This is a genomic window from Azospirillum aestuarii (assembly GCF_016632405.1).
GTDB classification, from domain to species: domain Bacteria; phylum Pseudomonadota; class Alphaproteobacteria; order Azospirillales; family Azospirillaceae; genus Azospirillum; species Azospirillum aestuarii.
Genome location: NZ_JAEPIV010000008.1, coordinates 102,656 through 122,255, shown reverse-complemented (window position 1 = coordinate 122,255; position 19,600 = coordinate 102,656). Strand labels below are relative to the sequence as shown.

15 protein-coding genes and 1 tRNA gene are annotated in these 19,600 nt (G+C 68.2%); 5 read left to right on the top strand and 11 right to left on the bottom strand.

Going from position 1 to position 19,600, the window contains the following annotated elements:
• Nucleotides 1-7: 7 nt before the first annotated feature.
• Entirely contained in the window at nt 8-1,243 is a 1,236-nt protein-coding gene (locus tag JJL56_RS16385; RefSeq protein WP_145627917.1) for an aspartate kinase, read from the bottom strand.
• Nucleotides 1,244-1,399: 156 nt separating this feature from the next.
• On the opposite strand from JJL56_RS16385, the gene ubiG reads away from it, so the two are divergent.
• Nucleotides 1,400-2,161, top strand: coding sequence for a bifunctional 2-polyprenyl-6-hydroxyphenol methylase/3-demethylubiquinol 3-O-methyltransferase UbiG (gene ubiG / locus JJL56_RS16380; protein ID WP_200485649.1), 762 nt, complete (start codon nt 1,400-1,402; stop codon nt 2,159-2,161).
• A gap of 145 nt (nt 2,162-2,306) precedes the next feature.
• Here the strand turns inward: ubiG and ptsN are convergent, their stop codons facing one another.
• The 9 genes from ptsN to JJL56_RS16335 all read right to left on the bottom strand — a co-directional run bounded on the left by ptsN (nt 2,307) and on the right by JJL56_RS16335 (nt 9,713).
• Nucleotides 2,307-2,765: a PTS IIA-like nitrogen regulatory protein PtsN gene (gene ptsN, locus JJL56_RS16375; protein WP_014198055.1), complete on the bottom strand. Its 459-nt coding sequence runs from the start codon at nt 2,763-2,765 to the stop codon at nt 2,307-2,309.
• Between the two features lie 34 nt (nt 2,766-2,799).
• Nucleotides 2,800-3,396, bottom strand: a complete 597-nt coding sequence (hpf, locus tag JJL56_RS16370) for a ribosome hibernation-promoting factor, HPF/YfiA family (RefSeq protein ID WP_145627921.1) — start codon at nt 3,394-3,396, stop codon at nt 2,800-2,802.
• A gap of 123 nt (nt 3,397-3,519) precedes the next feature.
• Nucleotides 3,520-5,109 (bottom strand): RNA polymerase factor sigma-54, encoded by a 1,590-nt coding sequence (gene rpoN / locus JJL56_RS16365; protein WP_145627923.1) that lies wholly within the window; start codon nt 5,107-5,109, stop codon nt 3,520-3,522.
• Nucleotides 5,110-5,125: 16 nt separating this feature from the next.
• Nucleotides 5,126-5,950 carry an LPS export ABC transporter ATP-binding protein gene (gene lptB / locus JJL56_RS16360; protein ID WP_200485648.1) on the bottom strand — a complete coding sequence of 275 codons (825 nt, stop codon included), beginning with the start codon at nt 5,948-5,950 and terminating at the stop codon, nt 5,126-5,128.
• A 19-nt stretch (nt 5,951-5,969) separates the two neighbouring features.
• Nucleotides 5,970-6,830, bottom strand: a complete 861-nt coding sequence (locus JJL56_RS16355; RefSeq protein ID WP_247891099.1) for an LptA/OstA family protein — start codon at nt 6,828-6,830, stop codon at nt 5,970-5,972.
• Between the two features lie 26 nt (nt 6,831-6,856).
• Complete coding sequence (gene lptC, locus JJL56_RS16350; RefSeq protein ID WP_145627927.1) at nt 6,857-7,606, bottom strand: LPS export ABC transporter periplasmic protein LptC; 750 nt, start codon at nt 7,604-7,606, stop codon at nt 6,857-6,859.
• Between the two features lie 26 nt (nt 7,607-7,632).
• Complete coding sequence (locus JJL56_RS16345) at nt 7,633-8,676, bottom strand: KpsF/GutQ family sugar-phosphate isomerase (protein WP_145627929.1); 1,044 nt, start codon at nt 8,674-8,676, stop codon at nt 7,633-7,635.
• 200 nt (nt 8,677-8,876) lie between these two features.
• Nucleotides 8,877-9,503: a ribonuclease D gene (locus JJL56_RS16340; protein ID WP_145627931.1), complete on the bottom strand. Its 627-nt coding sequence runs from the start codon at nt 9,501-9,503 to the stop codon at nt 8,877-8,879.
• Between the two features lie 123 nt (nt 9,504-9,626).
• Nucleotides 9,627-9,713, bottom strand: a tRNA-Leu gene (locus tag JJL56_RS16335).
• 229 nt (nt 9,714-9,942) lie between these two features.
• Between JJL56_RS16335 and JJL56_RS16330 the strand changes: the two genes are divergently transcribed.
• Both JJL56_RS16330 and JJL56_RS16325 read left to right on the top strand, forming a co-directional pair.
• Entirely contained in the window at nt 9,943-10,932 is a 990-nt protein-coding gene (locus JJL56_RS16330) for a complex I NDUFA9 subunit family protein (RefSeq protein ID WP_145627933.1), read from the top strand.
• Between the two features lie 173 nt (nt 10,933-11,105).
• Nucleotides 11,106-12,281 carry an MFS transporter gene (locus JJL56_RS16325; protein WP_145627935.1) on the top strand — a complete coding sequence of 392 codons (1,176 nt, stop codon included), beginning with the start codon at nt 11,106-11,108 and terminating at the stop codon, nt 12,279-12,281.
• 21 nt (nt 12,282-12,302) lie between these two features.
• Here JJL56_RS16325 and JJL56_RS16320 read toward each other — a convergent pair whose 3' ends face one another.
• Nucleotides 12,303-13,103, bottom strand: a complete 801-nt coding sequence (locus JJL56_RS16320; RefSeq protein ID WP_145627937.1) for an undecaprenyl-diphosphate phosphatase — start codon at nt 13,101-13,103, stop codon at nt 12,303-12,305.
• 391 nt (nt 13,104-13,494) lie between these two features.
• Between JJL56_RS16320 and JJL56_RS16315 the strand changes: the two genes are divergently transcribed.
• Together JJL56_RS16315 and gltB are read left to right on the top strand one after the other, a co-directional pair.
• A complete protein-coding gene (locus tag JJL56_RS16315; RefSeq protein WP_200485646.1) occupies nt 13,495-14,943 on the top strand; it encodes an NAD(P)-dependent oxidoreductase in 1,449 nt (482 codons plus the stop codon).
• 107 nt (nt 14,944-15,050) lie between these two features.
• Entirely contained in the window at nt 15,051-19,598 is a 4,548-nt protein-coding gene (gene gltB, locus JJL56_RS16310; protein ID WP_145627941.1) for a glutamate synthase large subunit, read from the top strand.
• The last annotated feature ends 2 nt before the right edge of the window (nt 19,599-19,600 follow it).

Here is a 19,600-nt window from a genome sequence, read left to right as displayed (position 1 = left end):
CCGCGACTCAGGCCGCGTCCAGCCCGTAGGCGGTGTGCAGCGCGCGCAGCGCCAGCTCCGCATACTCCTCGGCGATCAGGACGGAGATCTTGATCTCGGAGGTGGAGATGACCTGGATGTTGATGCCCTTGTCGGCCAGCGCCTTGAACATGCGCTGCGCGACGCCGGCGTGGCTGCGCATGCCGACGCCGATCACCGACACCTTCACCACGTTGGCGTCGGAGACGATGCGCTTGTAGTTCAGCTCGGCCTTGGCGTCCTCCAGCACCTTCACGCCGCGGGCGATGTCGGCCTTGCCGACCGTGAAGGTCATATCGGTGGACTTGCCGTCTTCCGACACGTTCTGGACGATCATGTCGACATTGACGGCGGCGTCGGTCAGCGGACCGAAGATGCTGGCCGCCACGCCCGGACGGTCGGCGACGCCGATGAGGGTGATCTTCGCCTCGTCGCGGCTGTAGGCGATGCCGCTCACAACTTCCTTTTCCACGATCTCGTCCTCGTCAACAACAAGGGTACCGGGAAGCGCGCTGCCGGCGGCCTCCTCGAAGCTCGACAGAACCTGCACGCGCACGCGGTGGTTCATCGCCATCTCGACCGAGCGGGTCTGCAGGACCTTCGCCCCCTGCGACGCCAGCTCCAGCATCTCCTCATAGGTGATCTTGGAGAGCTTGCGCGCCTTGGTGACGATTCGCGGGTCGGTGGTGTAGACGCCGTCCACGTCGGTGTAGATGTCGCAGCGGTCGGCCTTCAGCGCCGCCGCCAGGGCGACCGCCGAGGTGTCGGAGCCGCCGCGGCCCAGCGTGGTGATGCGGCCGCTTTCGGTCACGCCCTGGAACCCGGCGACCACGGCGACCTCGCCGGTGTTCATCCGCTTGTCCAGCTCCGCCGTGTCGATCGACACGATGCGCGCCTTGCCGTGCGTCTCGTCGCTGTAGATCGGAATCTGCCACCCGAGCCAGGACCGCGCCTGGATGCCGAGCGACTGCAGCGCGATGGCGAGGAGACCGGAGGTCACCTGCTCGCCCGAAGCGACGATGGCGTCGTACTCGCGCGCGTCGTGCAGCTTGTCGATGTCGTTGCAGTATTTCACGAGCTGGTTGGTCACGCCGGACATCGCCGACACGACGACGGCGACCTGATGCCCCGCCTTGACTTCCTGCTCGACCTTTCGGGCCACGTTCTTGATGCGGTCGATGTCGCCGACCGACGTGCCGCCGAACTTGAGGACGATCCGCGCCATACCTCACACCATGTCTGGGCCGGCACAAAAGCCGGCAGTCCGCGCCCCCGCTCTACCGTTGCCGGCGCGGGGCGGCGTATCCATACTCTGTCGATCACAGCGAGGCAAGTTCGCCCCGCAATTGTTCTCGCAATCCAAGCATACGGGATTTCCTTCATGACCGCGACCGCCGGAACCGCAGGCACCTCTGGCACTGTAGACCCCCAGGACATCGCCCGCTTTTCGGCCATCGCCGCGGAATGGTGGGACCCCGCGGGCAAGTTCCGGCCCTTGCACCGGCTGAACCCGCTGCGGCTGGCCTACATCCGCGACACGCTGTGCCGCCGCTTCGGCCGCGACCCGCTGGCAACGGAGCCGCTGAAGGGCCTGCGCATCGTCGACATCGGCTGCGGCGGCGGCCTGCTGTCGGAGCCCGTGGCCCGCATGGGCGCCACCGTGGTCGGCGTGGACGCGGCCGAGCGCAACGTCCGCACCGCCGCCGCCCACGCCGCGGAGACCGGCACCCCCGTCGAGTACCGCGCCACCACCGCCGAGGCCCTGGCGGCAACCGGCGAGCGCTTCGACGCCGTCCTGGCGATGGAGGTGATCGAGCATGTCGCCGACGTGCCGCTGTTCGTGAAGTCCTGCGCGGAACTGACCGCGCCGGGCGGCGCGCTGTTCCTGGCGACGCTGAACCGCACGCCGAAGTCCTTCGCGCTGGCCATCGTCGGGGCGGAGTACATCCTGCGCTGGCTGCCCCGCGGCACCCACAACTGGCGCCAGTTCCTGCGCCCCGGCGAGCTGGCCGCCGCCGTGCGCGCGGAGGGGATGGCGATCCGCGACCTGACCGGCATCACCTACAACCCGCTGTCCGACGAGTTCCGCCTGAACCCGCGCGATCTCGACGTGAACTACATGGGCTGGGCCGAGCGGGCCTGAACGTACAGGGCATCGGCAAAGCGTACGGGCGTACATACGTACGCTTGCCGGTGCTGGCGGAAGAGGCGGCGGCATCGGATGCGGCACAACGAAAAACGGGAGAGCCATCGGCTCTCCCGTTTTTCCTGTTCGCAGGAAATGCGTCCTACGCCGCGTGGCTGGCTTCGTGCTGGGTCAGCAGCGCGTAGATCGCGTCCGCCGAGTCCGAACCGCGCAGCTTCTCGCACATGGACTGGTCGCGCAGCAGGCGTGACACGCGGGCCAACGCCTTCAGATGGTCGGCGCCGGCATGATCCGGAGCCAACAGCAGGAAAATCAGATCGACCGGCTGCTCATCGATCGCATCGAAGTCGATGGGCCGCTCCAGCCGGGCGAAGACGCCGTGGACGCGGTCGAGGTTGGGCAGCTTGCCGTGCGGGATGGCGATGCCATGCCCCACGCCGGTTGTGCCCAACCGCTCGCGCTCCAGGAGGACGTCGAAGATCGCCCGTTCGTGCTGGCCGGTCAGCTCGGACGCCTTGCGCGCCAAGTCCTGCAGGGCCTGCTTTTTGCTGCCGGCCTTGAGGTTCGGGAGAATGGCGTGCGGCGTGATGAGATCGAGCATGACGCTATGAATGTGGTTGGAACGGAAACCGGACTCAGGCGCCGGCCTTCTCCGCCGGGTCCACCCAACCGATGTTGCCATCGGCGCGGCGGTAGACCAGATTCAGACGGCCATGGGCGCCGTTGCGGAACATCAGGGCCGGGGCGTCGGCGAGTTCCATGCGCATCACCGCCTCGCTGACCGCCAGGGTCGCGATGGTGGTTTCCATTTCGGCGATCACCATGGGCTGCGCCGCCTCGGCAGCGGCCTCTTCGCTCTCCACATGGGCCTCGTCCGTCTCCGCTTCCAGGATCTGGTAACGGGCCGGGAAGGCTTCCTGCGCGGGGGCTTCGACGCTGTGGTGGTCACGCAGGCGACGCTTGTAGCGACGCAGGCGCTTGGCCAGCTTCTCGCACGCGGTGTCGAAGGCGGGGTACGGCTCGGTGGCGTCGGACGCGCTCTGAAGGACGATCCCACGACCGACATGGACCTGAATGTCGGCCTTGAACAGATGCGCTTCGCGCGTCAGGACGACGTTGGCCTCGATCGGCTTGTTGAAATACTTGCCGACGATGGTGTTCAGGCTGTCCGCGACGTGGGTGCGCAGAGCGTCGCCAACGTCAAGCTGCTTGCCTTTGACGGTCAGTTGCATTTTGGGATGTTTCCAATCTGGTCCGCGATAGACATAGGACGACGGAAGGCCGCCGCGTGCGGACGGGGACCATAGTGACGGCGGTATGGGCTGTCAATCGAGGACGGCCCCCTCCCGGCCCGGTTACATGCGTGACATCTTGGCACGGCGTCGCTGCACCGATGACGGAATGCGCATCGCTTCACGATACTTCGCGACCGTCCGGCGCGCAATGTCGATCCCTTCACCACGAAGGATTTCGACGATTTTATCGTCCGACAGCACGTCCTCGGGTTTCTCGGCGTCGATCATCGCCTTGATGCGGTAGCGCACGGCTTCCGCCGAGTGGGCCGCCTGCCCGTCGGCCCCCTGGATGGCGGAGGTGAAGAAATATTTCAGCTCGAACACGCCGCGCGACGTCGCCATGAACTTGTTGGTTGTGACGCGGCTGACCGTGCTCTCGTGCATGCCGATCGCCTCGGCGATGTCGCGCAGGATCAGCGGCTTCAAATGCGAGACGCCGTGGATGAAGAAGGCGTCCTGCTGCCGGATGATCTCGCTGGCCACCTTCAGGATCGTGGTGGCGCGCTGGTGCAGCGACTTGACCAGCCAGTTGGCCGACTGGAAGCGCTCGGTGATGTATTCCTTGTCCGCCTTGTTGCGGGCGGTGCCGGAGATGCGCGCGAAATAGCGGTGGTTGACCAGCACCCGCGGCAACGTGTCCGGGTTCAGGTCGATCAGCCAGCCGCCACCGGGATTGGCGCGCATCAGGATGTCGGGGGTGACGAGCTGGGCGGGCGTGTGGTCGAAGCTGAGCGCCGGCTTTGGGTTCAGCTTGCGGATCTCCGCCACCATGTCGGTGACGTCCTCGGCGTCCACGCCGCAGACCTTCATCAGCGCCGGCAGGTTGCGCGCCGCCAGCAGTTCCAGATGGTCGAGCAGCGCCGCCATCGCCGGGTCGAAGCGGTTCTTCTCGCGCAGCTGGATCGCCAGGCATTCCTTCAGTGAGCGGGCGAAGATGCCCGGCGGGTCGAAGCGCTGGCAGGCGGCGAGCACCCGCTCCACCCGCTCCGGCGCGCAGCCGAGCTGCCCCGCCAGACTCTCGACCTCCAGCCCGGTGATCCAGCCGGCCTCGTCCAGCATGTCGATCAGCGCCAGACCGATGAGCTGGTCGCCGAGGTCCGGCAGGTCGATCTTCAGCTGCTCGGTCAGATGGTCGCGCAGGCTCTTCTGGCCGGTCAGGGTGGCTTCCAGATTGGACTCGTCGTCCTCGAACCCGCCGCGCCCGCCGCGCTCCTGCCAGGAGCCGTAGACGTCGCTCGACCCGTCCGTTCCGTCGGAAAAGCGGTCGTCGGAATAGACATTCTCGAAATCGGTGTCGAGCGGCGCGTCGGAGGCAGATCCCATCGTCTCCGACGACGTCATCTCCACCGTGTCGCGGGTGCGCCCGTCGGTCATCGGCGGCTGGCGTTCCTCCGGCGCGGCGAGGTCCACCGCGCCCGGCTCGCCCCGGCTCTCACCGGCACCGTCGCCCCCGGCCTCGCCGCCGCCCTCGCCCCCTCCTTCGCCGGAGCCGCCGTCGCGCTCCAGCAGGGGGTTCTGCTCGATCTCGCGATCCACGAAGTCCGACAGTTCGATGTTCGACAGCTGCAGCAGCTTGATGGCCTGCTGCAGCTGCGGAGTCATCACCAGGGACTGGGTCTGACGAAGATCGAGGCGTTGGCTGAGCGCCATGGGCAGGGAAACCGCACTAGAGGCTGAACCGGTCCCCGAGGTAGACCCGGCGCACATCCTCGTGCGCCACGATCTCGGCCGGCTCTCCCTCCATTAGTACCACACCATCGTGCAAGATGTATGCCCGATCGACGAGATCGAGCGTTTCACGCACGTTGTGGTCGGTGATGAGCACGCCGATGCCGCGGTCGCGCAGGTGGCTGACCAGTTCGCGGATGTCGTTTACCGCGATCGGGTCGATGCCGGCCAGCGGCTCGTCGAGCAGGATGAAGTGCGGCTGGGAGGCCAGCGCGCGGGCGATTTCCACGCGCCGCCGCTCGCCGCCCGACAGCGCCAGCGCCGGGGCGCGGCGCAGGTGGGTGATCGAGAACTCCGCCAGCAGCTCGTCCAGCATCTGCTCGCGCGTGTCGCGGTTGGGCTCGACCACCTCCAGCACGGAACGGATGTTGTTCTCCACCGACATGCCGCGGAAGATCGACGCCTCCTGCGGCAGATAGCCGATGCCCAGCCGCGCCCGGCGGTACATGGGCAGCGACGTGATGTCCTGCCCATCGAGCAGGATGGTGCCGGAGTCGGCGGCGATCAGCCCGGTGATCATGTAGAAGCAGGTCGTCTTGCCCGCCCCGTTGGGGCCGAGCAGGCCGACCGCCTCGCCGCGCTGGACCGTCACGGTCACGTCGCGGACGACCGGACGCTTCCTGTACGCCTTGCCAAGATGCAGGGCCACCAGCCCTTCGGTCGGGCGCACGTTGCTGCCGGGGTGGTCCGCCGGATGGCCGGACGTGTTCGGGGCGGAAAGGGTCGGACCGCCGAGGTTCCGGTCTTCGATGTCCATGGTCATTGATTCGCTGCCGGGTCCGTCAGGGCTTCGCGGCGGGCTGGCCGCCCGGTTGGGCGGTGGGCTGGCCGGCGGGAGCCGCGCCACCCGGAGCGCCCGGCTCCTGGCCGGGGACCAGCAGGCCCATCACCCGCCCGCCGGTGGCGGGACCGGCGATCACCCGGTTGACCTTGGTCCTCATGTTCATCTCGGCGGCGTCGCCGTTGAGCTGGTTGTCGCTGCGGGTGATCTTGACGTTGCCGAGCAGCACCGCGGTTTCGTCGGCCACCGAATAGACCAGCTTGTCCGACAGCGCCACGTCGGTCGCGGTGGTCACCACCACGCTGCCGGCGCCGTCGATGCGCTCCATCTGGGTCGAGCCGTCCGGCATCTTCTTGAGCTGGCCGATCAGGATGTCGGCGCGCAGCCGGTCGCCGTTGGCGATGCGCACGGCCACGGCGTCGCCGCGGGCCACCGTCATGTTCCTGGCTTCGTAATATTCCAGCGTGTCGCGCGCCGTCACGATGTCGGTGCGGGTGACCAGCTTCAGGTTGCGCCCGGTGACCACCGCCACCTGCTTGTCCACGTCGTAGACGCCGCGCTCGCCGAAGACCTCCTGGGTCGGGCTGACGATGCGCACGTTGCCTTCGGCGAGAAGCTGGAACACCTCGTTCCCCTTGCCGGGCACCTCGCGGTAGTAGGCGGTCAGCACGTCGGCGTAGACGGTGCTGTCGGTGCGCTTGGCCGAGGCGTTGCCGCGCGCCACATAGGCGCGCACGTCCTGATGCCATTCGATGGCCTGATCGGCGTTGACCTCGACCGGGTTGGGGCCGCCGCCGAGGCCGGGCAGCCCCTGGGCCGCCGCCGGGACGGAGGCCCCCGACAGCAGGAGGAACGCGGCCATGAACGGGGCCGCAAAGGTGGCTGCACTCAACGCGTCTTTCCTCCCGGGCTTTCGGCGGCCTGGACGTCGGCCTTGGACTGGTTCAGGAACACCATCGTCTTGCCGCGGTCGGACAGGCGGAAGCCCTCGGCGTTGATGACGCCCTGCGGCCCCTGACCCACGACATGGACATCGCCCCAGGCGGTGCCCTTGCGGATGTCGGAATCCGCTTCCTCGGTGGTGAATTCGTTGCCGTCGTCGCGCATGACGCGGACATGGCCGCGCATCTTCAGGATGCCGGTGACCTGGTTGTACCAGCCCTTGTCGGACCGCATGGTCACCCAGGTGCCGTCGGTCTGGGTCATCTCGGCCTCCGGCTGGTCGAGCAGGACGATGTCCGGCTGGTCGGCGATGCGGTCGGCCTTGACCGCCACCAGCGAGAAGGGCTGGTTGTCTTCGTCCACCGCGATGTAGCGCGGCTTGATCATCTCAAGCTGGCCCTTGTCGGCGGAAATGCGCAGGGTCGGCAGTTCGGTCAGCGAAGGCCACACCGCGATCAGCGCCATCACCGCCAGCGCCAGCGCCGGAAGCGCGAACTTCATCCCGGTGACGAAGCGGCTGTAGACCCGGCTGACCGGGCGGATATCCCGGCGCCGGTGGATGCGCTTGACCGCCTCGCCATCCGGCGCCGGTCCTTGCGTCGCCCCCGGCACGGCCATGAGCCGCTCGGCGAGGGAAGGCGCGTCGGCGCGCCGCTCCTCCGTGTTCACCGTCCGATCCTTCAGGTCGCTGTCCATGGCGTCAACCGTCCTCCGGCTGCCCGTCACGCCGCCCCGGCGCGCAGGCAATCGTGAATGTGCACAACACCGAGCGGCCGGTCCGCCTCCACCACGAACAGGCTGGTGATCTGCTTCGCGTTCATTTCCCGCAACGCCTCCTCGACCAGCGCCTTGGGGCGGATGGTCTTGGGCCGCGGCGACATGATGCTGTCGGCGCGCTCCGCCCACAACTCCGGCGTCAGGTGGCGGCGGAGGTCGCCGTCCGTGATCACCCCGGCCAGCGCGCCCGTGGCGTCGACCACGCCGACGCAGCCCAACCGCTTGGCCGTCATCTCGAATATGACGGTGGAAAGCGGCGTATCCAAGGCGCACAGGGGCATATCGTCGCCCTTGTGCATCACGTCGGTCACCTTCAGCAGCGCCCGGCCGAGCTGGCCGCCGGGGTGGAACTGCTTGAAATCCGCCGCCGTGAAGCCGCGCCGCTCCAGCAGCGCCACCGCCAGGGCGTCGCCCAGCGCCAGCATCATCGTGCTCGACGTGGTCGGGGCCAGCCCCAGCGGGCAGGCCTCCGGGGCCGGCGGCAGCACCAGCGCCACGTCCGACTGCTCGGCCAGGGAGGAGCCGGCGCGCCGGGTGATGCCGATCAGAGGAATGTCGAAGCGGCGGGTGTAGGCGACGATGTCCGACAGCTCGTGCGTCTCGCCGGAGTTGGACAGGGCGATGACCGCGTCCTGCCGGGCGATCATGCCGAGGTCGCCGTGGCTCGCCTCGCCCGGATGGACGAAGAAGGCCGGCGTTCCGGTGGAGGCCAGGGTCGCGGCGATCTTGCGCGCCACATGGCCGGATTTGCCCATGCCGGAGACGACGACGCGCCCCGCGATTCCGGCCAGCCGGTCCAGCGCGCGGACGAAGGCGCCATCCAGCCCGTCCGCCAGCGCGGTCAGGGCGTCGGCCTCCATCCGCAGGACGCGCCGGGCGCTGGCGAGGTCGCGGCCGGCTGCGGCATCGGACGCACCGTCGGCTTGGCCGCTGAGCGGGCTGCTGAGCGGGCTTGCCGGGATCAGGCTGGGGGCGGTCAGGCTCGACAAGGCGGCGCATGCCTCTTCAGTTTGGCCCGTGCGGGCGAAAGCGGGTACTCCGGCAGGGGTCGCGCCTAGACGCAACAACGAGCCTGCCGCCGCGCGGGCAGTATGCCCACCCGCGCGCGTCCGGTCAAATCAACGTCCGGAACGCCCGGCCTATTCCACCGGACCGTTCTTCACGGCGCAGGACGTCGATGCGGCAGCGGTCAATGCGCCAGAATATCCGGCTGCTCCCAGCCGCCGAGGTCCAGTTCCCCGCGGGCCGGCAGGAAGTCGAAGCAGGCCTTGGCGAGATGAGTCCGCCCCTCGCGCGCCAGCATGACATCGAGCTTTTCCTTGAGGTCATGCAGGTGCAGCACGTCGGAGGCGGCGTATTTCATCTGCTCCGGCGTCAGTTCCGCGGCGCCCCAGTCGGAGGACTGCTGCTGCTTGGACAGTTCCACCCCCAGCAGGTCCTTCACCAGATCCTTCAGCCCGTGCTTGTCGGTGAAGGTGCGGACCAGCTTGGACGCGACCTTGGTGCAGTAGACCGGCTGACAGGCGACGCCCAGATAGGCCCGCATCACCGCCACGTCGAAGCGGGCGAAGTGGAACAGCTTGGTGACGTCGGGATCGGCCAGCAGGCGCTTCAGGTTCGGCGCCTCGTACTGGCCCTTGCGGAACTGGACCAGATGGACCGTGCCGTCGCCGGGGGAAAGTTGGACCAGGCACAGCCGGTCGCGGTGGGGGTTCAGCCCCATGGTCTCGGTGTCGATGGCCACGGCGCCGCCGCGGGCGAGGGATTTCAGGTCGAGACCGTCCGGCAGGTCGCCGTCATGGAGGTCGATGGGCATTGGGTGGCTTCCCGCTCAATAGGACGGCCCCCGGCCACGGACCCCAGAAACGACGAACGCCGCTCTGCTACCTGTCCGTCCCGCTGGGGGAGGGTCGTAGCATGCGGCGCAGCCGGGTAGATATGGTGCCCAGGAGAAGACTCGAACTTCCACGACATTTCTGCCACAGGTACCTGAAACCTGCGCGTCTACCAATTCCGCCACCTGGGCTCGGTGTGGGCCGCTTATGTAGCCGTCCGGCGGAGACCCGTCAACAGCTTTTTTTCACTTTCGCGCCGAAACCGTCGCCGGGCGCGAAATGGGCCGTGGGCGGCGCGTCAGGCCCTAGCCTCTTCCGGGAGGTTTCTATATAAGCAACCCCCGATCCGGTCGCCTCGCCCCGCTGGCAAGCGGCCCGGTCGGGAAGAATTTGCGGGCCCAACGGCACGGGAGAAGGTCGATGTCCTATCGCTCTGAAGTGGTCACGGTGTTCGGCGGTTCGGGATTCGTCGGCCGCCACCTCATTCGCCGCCTCGCCAAGACCGGCGCCATCGTGCGCGTGGTGTCGCGCCACCCGAATCAGGCCAATTTCCTGAAGACCGCCGGCTCGGTCGGCCAGATCGTGCCGATGGCCGCCGACGTGAAGGACGACCAGTCCGTCGCGCGGGCCATCCAGGGCGCCGACACCGTCATCAATCTGATCGGCGTCCTGTACGAGCGCGGGGGCTGGAACTTCCAGACCGTGCACGTCGACGCTCCGGCGCGCATCGCCCGCATCGCCAAGGCCAGCGGCGTGCGCCATCTGGTCCATGTCTCCGCCATCGGCGCGGACGCCAAGTCCGCCTCCGGCTACGCCCGGTCCAAGGCGGCGGGCGAGCAGGCCGTCCGGCAGGCCTTTCCGGAGGCCGTCATCATCCGCCCCAGCATCGTCTTCGGGCCGGAGGACGGCTTCTTCAACAAGTTCGCCGCCATGGCGCAGATCTCCCCGGCGCTGCCGCTGATCGGCGGAGCGACGAAGTTCCAGCCGGTCTATGTCGGCGATCTGGCCGAAGCCATCGCCGCGGCCGCCACCCTGGACGGCGCCGCCGGCAGGACCTACGAGCTGGGCGGCCCGCGGGTCTACAGCTTCAAGGAGCTGATGCAGCTCATGCTCAAGGAGATCCGCCGCAAGCGCTTCCTCGTCCCGGTTCCCTGGAGCGTGGCGGAGACGCTGGGCGGCCTGCTGGAGAAGGTGCCGCCGATCGTCGCCCCGCCGCTGACCCGCGATCAGGTGGAGATGCTGAGGACCGACAACGTCGCCGCGCCGGGCGCCCCGGGCTTCAAGGATCTGGGCATCACCAGCCTGTCGAGCTGCGAGGTGGTCCTGCCGACCTATCTGTCGCGTTTCATCGTCGGGGGCCGCTACAGCACGATGTCGCCTGACGCCAACAACCACTCCGGCGCGCACTGAACCCACAGGCCCGCGCCATCGACACGAAAGCCCCGGCCCGCCGCCGGGGCTTTCGCCGTTTTCGGTTCCTGCGAACCCGCGCAAGGGTGCCCTGCGGCGCGCGGCCTTGATTCCGGCGCGCCCTTGCCGCATCTGGCCCCTTCATCGGGGCGAGGGAAGGGGCGCGGAGAGTCATGCAGGCCGCAACGCAGGATTTCACCATACGGGAATTCGCCGACCGCGCGCCGGGCGCCCGGCTGGCCTCCCTGGCGGCCTTCTTCGTCAACGGGTCGGTCTTCGGCGTCTGGGCCACCCAGATCCCGGCGATCAAGGACCATCTGGACCTCAGCCCCGGCGTGCTCGGCGTCGCCCTGCTCTGCCTCGCCGCCGGCGCGCTGACGGCGATGGTCGGCACGGGTCCTCTGCTCGGCCGCGTCGGCAGCGCCCCGGTGATCCGGCTCACCGCCGTAGCCTTCGCCCTGATCCTGCCGCTGCCGGCGCTGATGCCCGACCTGCTGTCGCTGTGCGCGGTGCTGTTCCTGTTCGGGGCGGCGGGCGGCACCATGGACGTGGCGATGAACGCCCACGGCGCCTTGGTGGAACGCCATCTCGGGCGGCCCATCATGTCGTCGCTGCACGGCATGTGGAGCCTGGGCGGCCTGTTCGGCGCCGGGGTTGGCGGCCTGCTGCTGCAGATCCTGCCGCCGCCGGTCCAGGCCTCCATCCTCGCGGCGGCGCTGCTCGTCCTGTTCTTCGCGCTGCACCGCCGCTTCCTGCCGGGAAGCGCTGACCGGCGGGCGGAGCCGTCGGGCCTCGCCCTGCCCGACCGCGGCACGCTGCTGCTGGGTGCGCTGACCTTCCTGGCCTTCATGAGCGAGGGCGCGATCCTGGACTGGAGCGCCGTCTATCTGCGCGAGGATCTGGGGGGTGCGGCGTCGATCGCGGCGCTGGGCTTCGCCGTCTTTTCCGGCGCCATGGCGGTGGGCCGCTTCTGCGGCGATCGGCTGCGCCAGCGTTTCGGCGGGCCGGTTCTGGTCCGCGCCGGCGCCGTGTTGGCCTTCGCCGGTCTGGCGGTCGCGCTGACCGGAGGCGGGCCGGTGGTGGCGGTCGCCGGGTTCGGGCTGACCGGACTCGGCCTGTCGAACGTGGTGCCGGTGCTGTTCAGCGCCGCCGGCGCCAAGGCGGAGGGGGACGCCGGCCAGGCCATCGCCGCGGTGGCGACCCTCGGCTATGCCGGCGTCCTGACCGGCCCGGCCCTGCTCGGCTTCGTGGCGGAGGCCAGCACGGTGGGCTTTTCCTTCGCCCTGGTCGCCGCGCTGGCGCTGGTCATCGCCGCGGCCTCCTCGCGCGCCGTCGCCCAGCAGGGCTGAGGCGTGCGGGAAACCGGCTCTTTACAGGTAAAGAAACGCCAGCATCCCCGACCCGATGGCGATGCGGTACCAGGCGAAGGGCGCGAAGCCGTAGCGCCCGACGAAGTCCACCAGCACCTTGACCACCAGCGCCGCCGCGATGAAGGCGGTGACGAAGCCGACCCCGATCAGCAGAGCGGAGTCGACGCTCATCAGGCTCCAATTCTTGTAGAGGTCATAGACCGTGGCGCCGGCCATGGTCGGGATCGCCAGGAAGAAAGAGAATTCCGCGGCGGTCCGCCGGTCCACCCCCATCAGCAGCGAACCGAGGATCGTGGCACCCGACCGCGACACGCCCGGCACCAGCGCCAGGCACTGGCACAGGCCGATCTTCAGCGCGAGCGGCGCCGGGAAGCGCTCGATCTGGTGGTAGCGCGGGACCGGCACCAGCCGCTCCGCCATCAGGATCGCCACGCCGCCCAGGATCAGCGCGATGCTGACCACCGTCGGGTTGAACAGCACCGCCTTGATCACGCCGTGCAGCGCCGCCCCCAGCACCATCGCCGGCAGGAAGGCCAGGATCACCGCCACGGCGAAGTGGCGGGCGCCCGGGTCGTCCTTCAATCCGGTGACCACCTTCCACAGCCGGGCGAAATAGACCGTGCAGATCGCCAGGATCGCGCCGAGCTGGATCACCACCTCGAACACCTTGCCCGGCGGGCCTTCGAAGCCCAGCAGGGTGTCGAAAATGATCAGGTGGCCGGTGGACGAGACCGGCAGGAATTCGGTCAGCCCTTCGATCAGGCCGAGCAGAGCGGCGTCCAGATATTGGTCGATCAACATGCGGCGCGGGGCCTCTGGCAGGATTGCGGTGGCAATGTCCGGCTTATAGCAGCGCAACATGGCGAAGGCGACGACCCATGGGGCGATACCCCGAATTGGGCGATAGTCCCGGATCGGTCCTAATTTTCTTGCTTGTTTTTCAGGCACTCCCGACCTTTGCGGAGGCATCCGCGACATCGCGTCACGGTTTGGTCAGCTATGCTGTCCTAACGGCGAAAATATGCTCGCGCGGCGGCTTCTCTTGCGGTATATGACGTTCAGACCGCGTGACCGCGGGCTTTCGTTTTCACTGCGGCCACGCCCCTTCGCATGCCCCACCGGCATGGAAAAGGGTCGCCCGGCCGCCGGCGCCGTCCCCATGCACGGGACACGGGAAGAAGGAGCAGGCGTTATGGCGAACCAGAGGATGTTGGGCTTCGTGCACACCGCGCAGCGGATGCCCGACAAACGCCCGGCCGCGGAGCGCCGCCAGGATTTCGCCGAGATCTACGCCCGCTTCTCCGACGAGCGCGCCAACGAGCAGGCCAACCGCTGCTCGCAGTGCGGCGTTCCCTTCTGCCAGGTGCACTGCCCGGTTTCCAACAACATCCCCGACTGGCTGAAGCTGACCTCCGAAGGCCGGCTGGAGGAGGCTTACGAGGTCTCCCAGGCGACCAACAACTTCCCGGAGATCTGCGGCCGCATCTGCCCGCAGGACCGCCTGTGCGAGGGCAACTGCGTCATCGAGCAGTCCACCCACGGCGCCGTCACCATCGGGTCGGTGGAGAAGTACATCAACGACACAGCCTGGGATCAGGGGTGGGTGAAGCCGCGCACGCCGTCGCGCGAGCTGGGCCTGTCGGTCGGCATCATCGGCGCCGGCCCCGCCGGCCTCGCAGCCGCGGAGGAGCTGCGCGCCAAGGGCTACGAGGTGCATGTCTACGACCGCCACGACCGCATGGGCGGCCTGCTGGTCTACGGCATCCCCGGCTTCAAGCTGGAGAAGTCGGTGGTCGAGCGCCGCGTGCAGCTGCTGGCCGACGCCGGGGTCATCTACCACCCGAACTTCGAGGTGGGCCGCGACGCCTCCCTGCCGGAGCTGCGCCGCAGGCACGTCGCCGTGCTGGTTGCCACCGGCGTCTACAAGGCGCGCGACATCAAGGCGCCGGGCTCGGGGCTCGGCAACATCGTGGCGGCGCTGGACTATCTGACCACCTCCAACAAGGTCAGCCTGGGCGACACGGTGGAGGCGTACGAGAACGGCTCCCTGAACGCCGCGGGCAAGCATGTGGTGGTGCTGGGCGGCGGCGACACCGCCATGGACTGCGTGCGCACGGCCATCCGCCAGGGTGCCGCGTCGGTCAAGTGTCTGTACCGCCGCGACCGCAAGAACATGCCGGGTTCGCAGCGCGAGGTCGCCCACGCCGAGGAAGAGGGCGTGGAGTTCATCTGGCAGGCCGCTCCGGAAGGCTTCACCGGCGATACGGTGGTGACCGGCGTGCGCGCCGTGCGCATCCATCTGGGCGTGGCCGACGCCACGGGCCGCCAGACCCCGCAGGTGATCGAGGGGTCGGAGTTCACGGTCCAGGCCGATCTGGTCATCAAGGCGCTCGGCTTCGAGCCGGAGGACCTGCCCGCCCTGTTCGGCGAGACGGAGCTGAAGGTCACCCGCTGGGGCACGCTGCTGGTCGACCACCGCAGCAAGATGACCAACCTGGAGGGCGTCTTCGCCGCCGGCGACATCGTGCGCGGCGCCTCGCTGGTGGTGTGGGCCATCCGCGACGGCCGCGACGCGGCGGAGGGCATCCACGCCTACGCCAAGGCGAAGGCCGAGGCGCCGGTTGCCGTCGCGGCTGAATAAGCCAAGCAATCCATAATTCCGCGGGTTCCAGGGGTCCATTTCGGCCCCTGGCGGGGGTGAAGGGGCGAAGTCCCCCTTCCGAACAGACTGATTGAAAGGGTCCACCGATGACCACCGAGTTGAACCAGGGTGAGCAGTTCGTCGCCGACTTCCGCGCCAACGCCGCGGCGCTGACCACTGCCAACGCCTACAACCCGGAGGATGAGCACGACGCCTGCGGCGTCGGCTTCATCGCCGCGATCGACGGCAAGCCCCGCCGCTCGGTGGTCGAGAAAGGCATCGAGGCGCTGAAGGCCGTCTGGCACCGCGGCGCCGTGGACGCCGACGGCAAGACGGGCGACGGCGCCGGCATCCACGTCGCCGTGCCGCAGAAGTTCTTCAAGGACCATGTGAAGGTCATCGGCCACCGCGCGCCGGACAACAAGCTGGCCGTCGGCCAGGTCTTCCTGCCGCGCATCAGCCTGGACGCGCAGGAAGCCTGCCGCTGCATCGTCGAGACCGAGATCCTGGCCTTCGGCTACTACATCTACGGCTGGCGTCAGGTGCCGATCAACGTCGACATCATCGGCGAGAAGGCCAACGCGACCCGTCCGGAGATCGAGCAGATCATCGTCGGCAACAACAAGGGCGTGTCCGACGAGCAGTTCGAGCTGGACCTCTACATCATCCGCCGCCGCATCGAGAAGGCGGTGAAGGGCGAGCAGATCAACGACTTCTACATCTGCTCGCTGTCCGCCCGCTCGATCATCTACAAGGGCATGTTCCTGGCGGAGCAGCTGACCACCTTCTACCCGGACCTGCTGGACGAGCGGTTCGAGTCCGACTTCGCCATCTACCACCAGCGCTATTCGACCAACACCTTCCCGACTTGGCCGCTGGCCCAGCCCTTCCGCATGCTCGCCCACAACGGCGAGATCAACACGGTGAAGGGCAACGTCAACTGGATGAAGGCGCACGAGACCCGGATGGAGCATCCGGCCTTCGGCACCCACATGCAGGACCTGAAGCCGGTGATCGGCGTCGGCCTGTCGGACTCCGGTTCGCTCGACACCGTGTTCGAGGTGATGGTCCGCGCCGGCCGCACCGCCCCGATGGTCAAGATGATGCTGGTGCCGCAGGCGCTGACCAGCTCGCAGACCACGCCGGACAACCACAAGGCGCTGATCCAGTACTGCAACTCCGTCATGGAGCCGTGGGACGGCCCGGCGGCGCTGGCCATGACCGACGGCCGCTGGGTCGTTGGCGGCATGGACCGCAACGGCCTGCGCCCGATGCGCTACACGATCACCACCGACGGCCTGATCATCGGCGGGTCCGAGACGGGCATGGTGAAGATCGACGAGGCCCAGGTCATCGAGAAGGGCCGCCTCGGTCCGGGCGAGATGATCGCCGTCGACCTCCAGGCCGGCAAGCTGTACCGCGACCGCGAGCTGAAGGACCATCTCGCCACGCTGAAGCCGTGGGACAAGTGGGTGCAGAACACCACCCACCTGGACGAGCTGGTGAAGACCGCCTCGCTGAAGGGCGAGCCGTCGGACATGGACAAGGCCGGCCTGCGCCGCCGCCAGCAGGCCTTCGGCCTGACCATGGAAGACATGGAGCTGATCCTGCACCCGATGGTGGAGGACGGGAAGGAGGCCATCGGCTCGATGGGCGACGACAGCCCCATCGCCGTGCTGTCCGACAAGTACCGCGGCCTGCACCACTTCTTCCGCCAGAACTTCTCGCAGGTCACCAACCCGCCCATCGACTCGCTCCGTGAGCGTCGAGTGATGAGCCTGAAGACGCGGCTCGGCAACCTCGGCAACATCCTGGACGAGGACGAGACGCAGACCCGCCTGCTGCAGCTCGAATCGCCGGTCCTGACGACCGCCGAGTTCCGCGCCATGCGCGACTACATGGGCGACACGGCGGCCGAGATCGACGCGACCTTCCCGGTGGATGGCGGCCCCGACGCGCTGCGCGATGCGCTGCGCCGCATCCGCCAGGAGGCGGAGGACGCCGTGCGCGGCGGCGCCACCCACGTCATCCTGACCGACGAGGCGATGGGCCCGGCGCGCGCCGCCATCCCGGCGATCCTCGCCACCGGTGCGGTGCACACGCACCTGATCCGCTCCAACCTGCGCACCTTCACCTCGCTGAACGTGCGCACGGCGGAGGGTCTGGACACCCACTACTTCGCCGTGCTGATCGGCGTCGGCGCCACCACGGTCAACGCCTATCTGGCGCAGGAGGCCATCGCCGAGCGTCACCGCCGCGGCCTGTTCGGTTCCATGCCGCTGGAAAAGGGCATGGCCAACTACAAGAAGGCCATCGACGACGGCCTGCTGAAGATCATGTCCAAGATGGGCATCTCGGTCATCAGCAGCTACCGCGGCGGCGGCAACTTCGAGGCCATCGGCCTGTCGCGCGCGCTCGTCGCCGAGCATTTCCCGGCGATGGTCAGCCGCATCTCCGGCATCGGCCTGAACGGCATCCAGAAGAAGGTGCTGGAGCAGCACGCCACCGCCTACAACGAGGAGGTCGTGGCCCTGCCGGTCGGCGGCTTCTACCGCTTCCGCAAGTCGGGCGACCGCCACGGCTGGGAAGGCGGCGTGATCCACACGCTGCAGCAGGCGGTGACCAACGACAGCTACACCACCTTCAAGAAGTACAGCGAGCAGGTGAACAAGCGCCCGCCGATGCAGCTCCGCGACCTGCTGGAGCTGCGCTCCACCAAGGCCCCGGTGCCGGTGGACGAGGTGGAGAGCATCACCGCGATCCGCAAGCGCTTCATCACGCCGGGCATGTCCATGGGCGCCCTGTCGCCCGAGGCCCACGGCACGCTGAACGTCGCCATGAACCGCATCGGCGCCAAGTCCGACAGCGGCGAGGGCGGCGAGGACCCGGCGCGCTTCCGCCCGGACAAGAACGGCGACAACTGGAACAGCGCCATCAAGCAGGTCGCTTCGGGCCGCTTCGGCGTCACCGCCGAGTATCTGAACCAGTGCCGCGAGCTGGAGATCAAGGTCGCCCAGGGCGCCAAGCCCGGCGAGGGCGGCCAGCTCCCCGGCTTCAAGGTGACCGAGATGATCGCGCGGCTGCGTCACTCGACGCCGGGCGTGATGCTCATCAGCCCGCCGCCGCACCACGACATCTATTCGATCGAGGATCTCGCCCAGCTCATCTATGACCTGAAGCAGATCAATCCGGATGCGAAAGTGACGGTGAAGCTGGTCAGCCGTTCCGGCATCGGAACGATTGCCGCGGGTGTGGCGAAGGCCAACGCCGACATCATCCTGATCTCCGGCAACAGCGGCGGCACGGGCGCCAGCCCGCAGACCTCGATCAAGTTCGCCGGCCTGCCCTGGGAGATGGGCCTGTCGGAGGTGCATCAGGTCCTGACGCTGAACCGCCTGCGCCACCGCGTGCGGCTGCGCACCGACGGCGGCCTGAAGACCGGCCGCGACATCGTGATCGCCGCCATGCTGGGTGCGGAGGAGTTCGGCATCGGCACGGCCAGCCTGATCGCCATGGGCTGCATCATGGTCCGCCAGTGCCACAGCAACACCTGCCCGGTCGGCGTCTGCGTGCAGGACGACAAGCTGCGCCAGAAGTTCGTCGGCACGCCGGAGAAGGTGGTCAACCTTTTCACCTTCCTCGCCGAGGAAGTGCGCGAGATCCTGGCCGGCCTGGGCTTCCGCTCGCTGAACGAGGTGATCGGCCGCACCGACCTGCTCCATCAGGTCAGCCGCGGCGCCGAGCATCTCGATGACCTCGACCTGAACCCGCTGCTGGCCCAGGTCGATCCCGGCGAGAACGCCCGCTACTGCACGCTCCAGGGCCGCAACGAGGTGCCGGACACGCTGGACGCCCGCATTGTCGCCGACGCCCGCCCGCTGTTCGAGGAGGGCGAGAAGATGCAGCTCGCCTACAACGCCCGCAACACGCAGCGCGCCATCGGCACGCGGCTGTCCTCGATGGTGACGCGCAAGTTCGGGATGTTCGGGCTGCAGCCCGGCCACATCACCATCCGCCTGCGCGGCACCGCCGGCCAGTCGCTGGGCGCCTTCGCGGTGCAGGGCATCAAGCTGGAGGTGATGGGCGACGCCAACGACTATGTCGGCAAGGGCCTGTCGGGCGGCACCATCGTCGTCCGTCCGACGACCTCCAGCCCGCTGGAAACCAACAAGAACACGATCATCGGCAACACGGTCCTCTACGGTGCGACGGCGGGCAAGCTGTTCGCCGCGGGCCAGGCCGGCGAGCGCTTCGCCGTCCGCAACTCCGGCGCCACCGTGGTGGTCGAGGGCTGCGGCTCCAACGGCTGCGAGTACATGACGGGCGGCACGGCGGTCATCCTCGGCCGCGTCGGCGACAACTTCGCCGCCGGCATGACGGGCGGCATGGCCTATGTCTACGACCTGGACGACAGCCTGCCGCTCTACATCAACGACGAGAGCGTGATCTTCCAGCGCATCGAGGTCGGCCATTACGAAAGCCAGCTCAAGCACCTGATCGAGGAGCATGTGGCGGAGTCGCAGAGCCGCTTCGCCGCCGAGATCCTCAACGACTGGGCGCGTGAGGTGACCAAGTTCTGGCAGGTGGTTCCGAAGGAAATGCTGAATCGCCTGGACGTGCCGGTCCATCTGCCGAAGGCCATTTCGGCGGAGTAGGA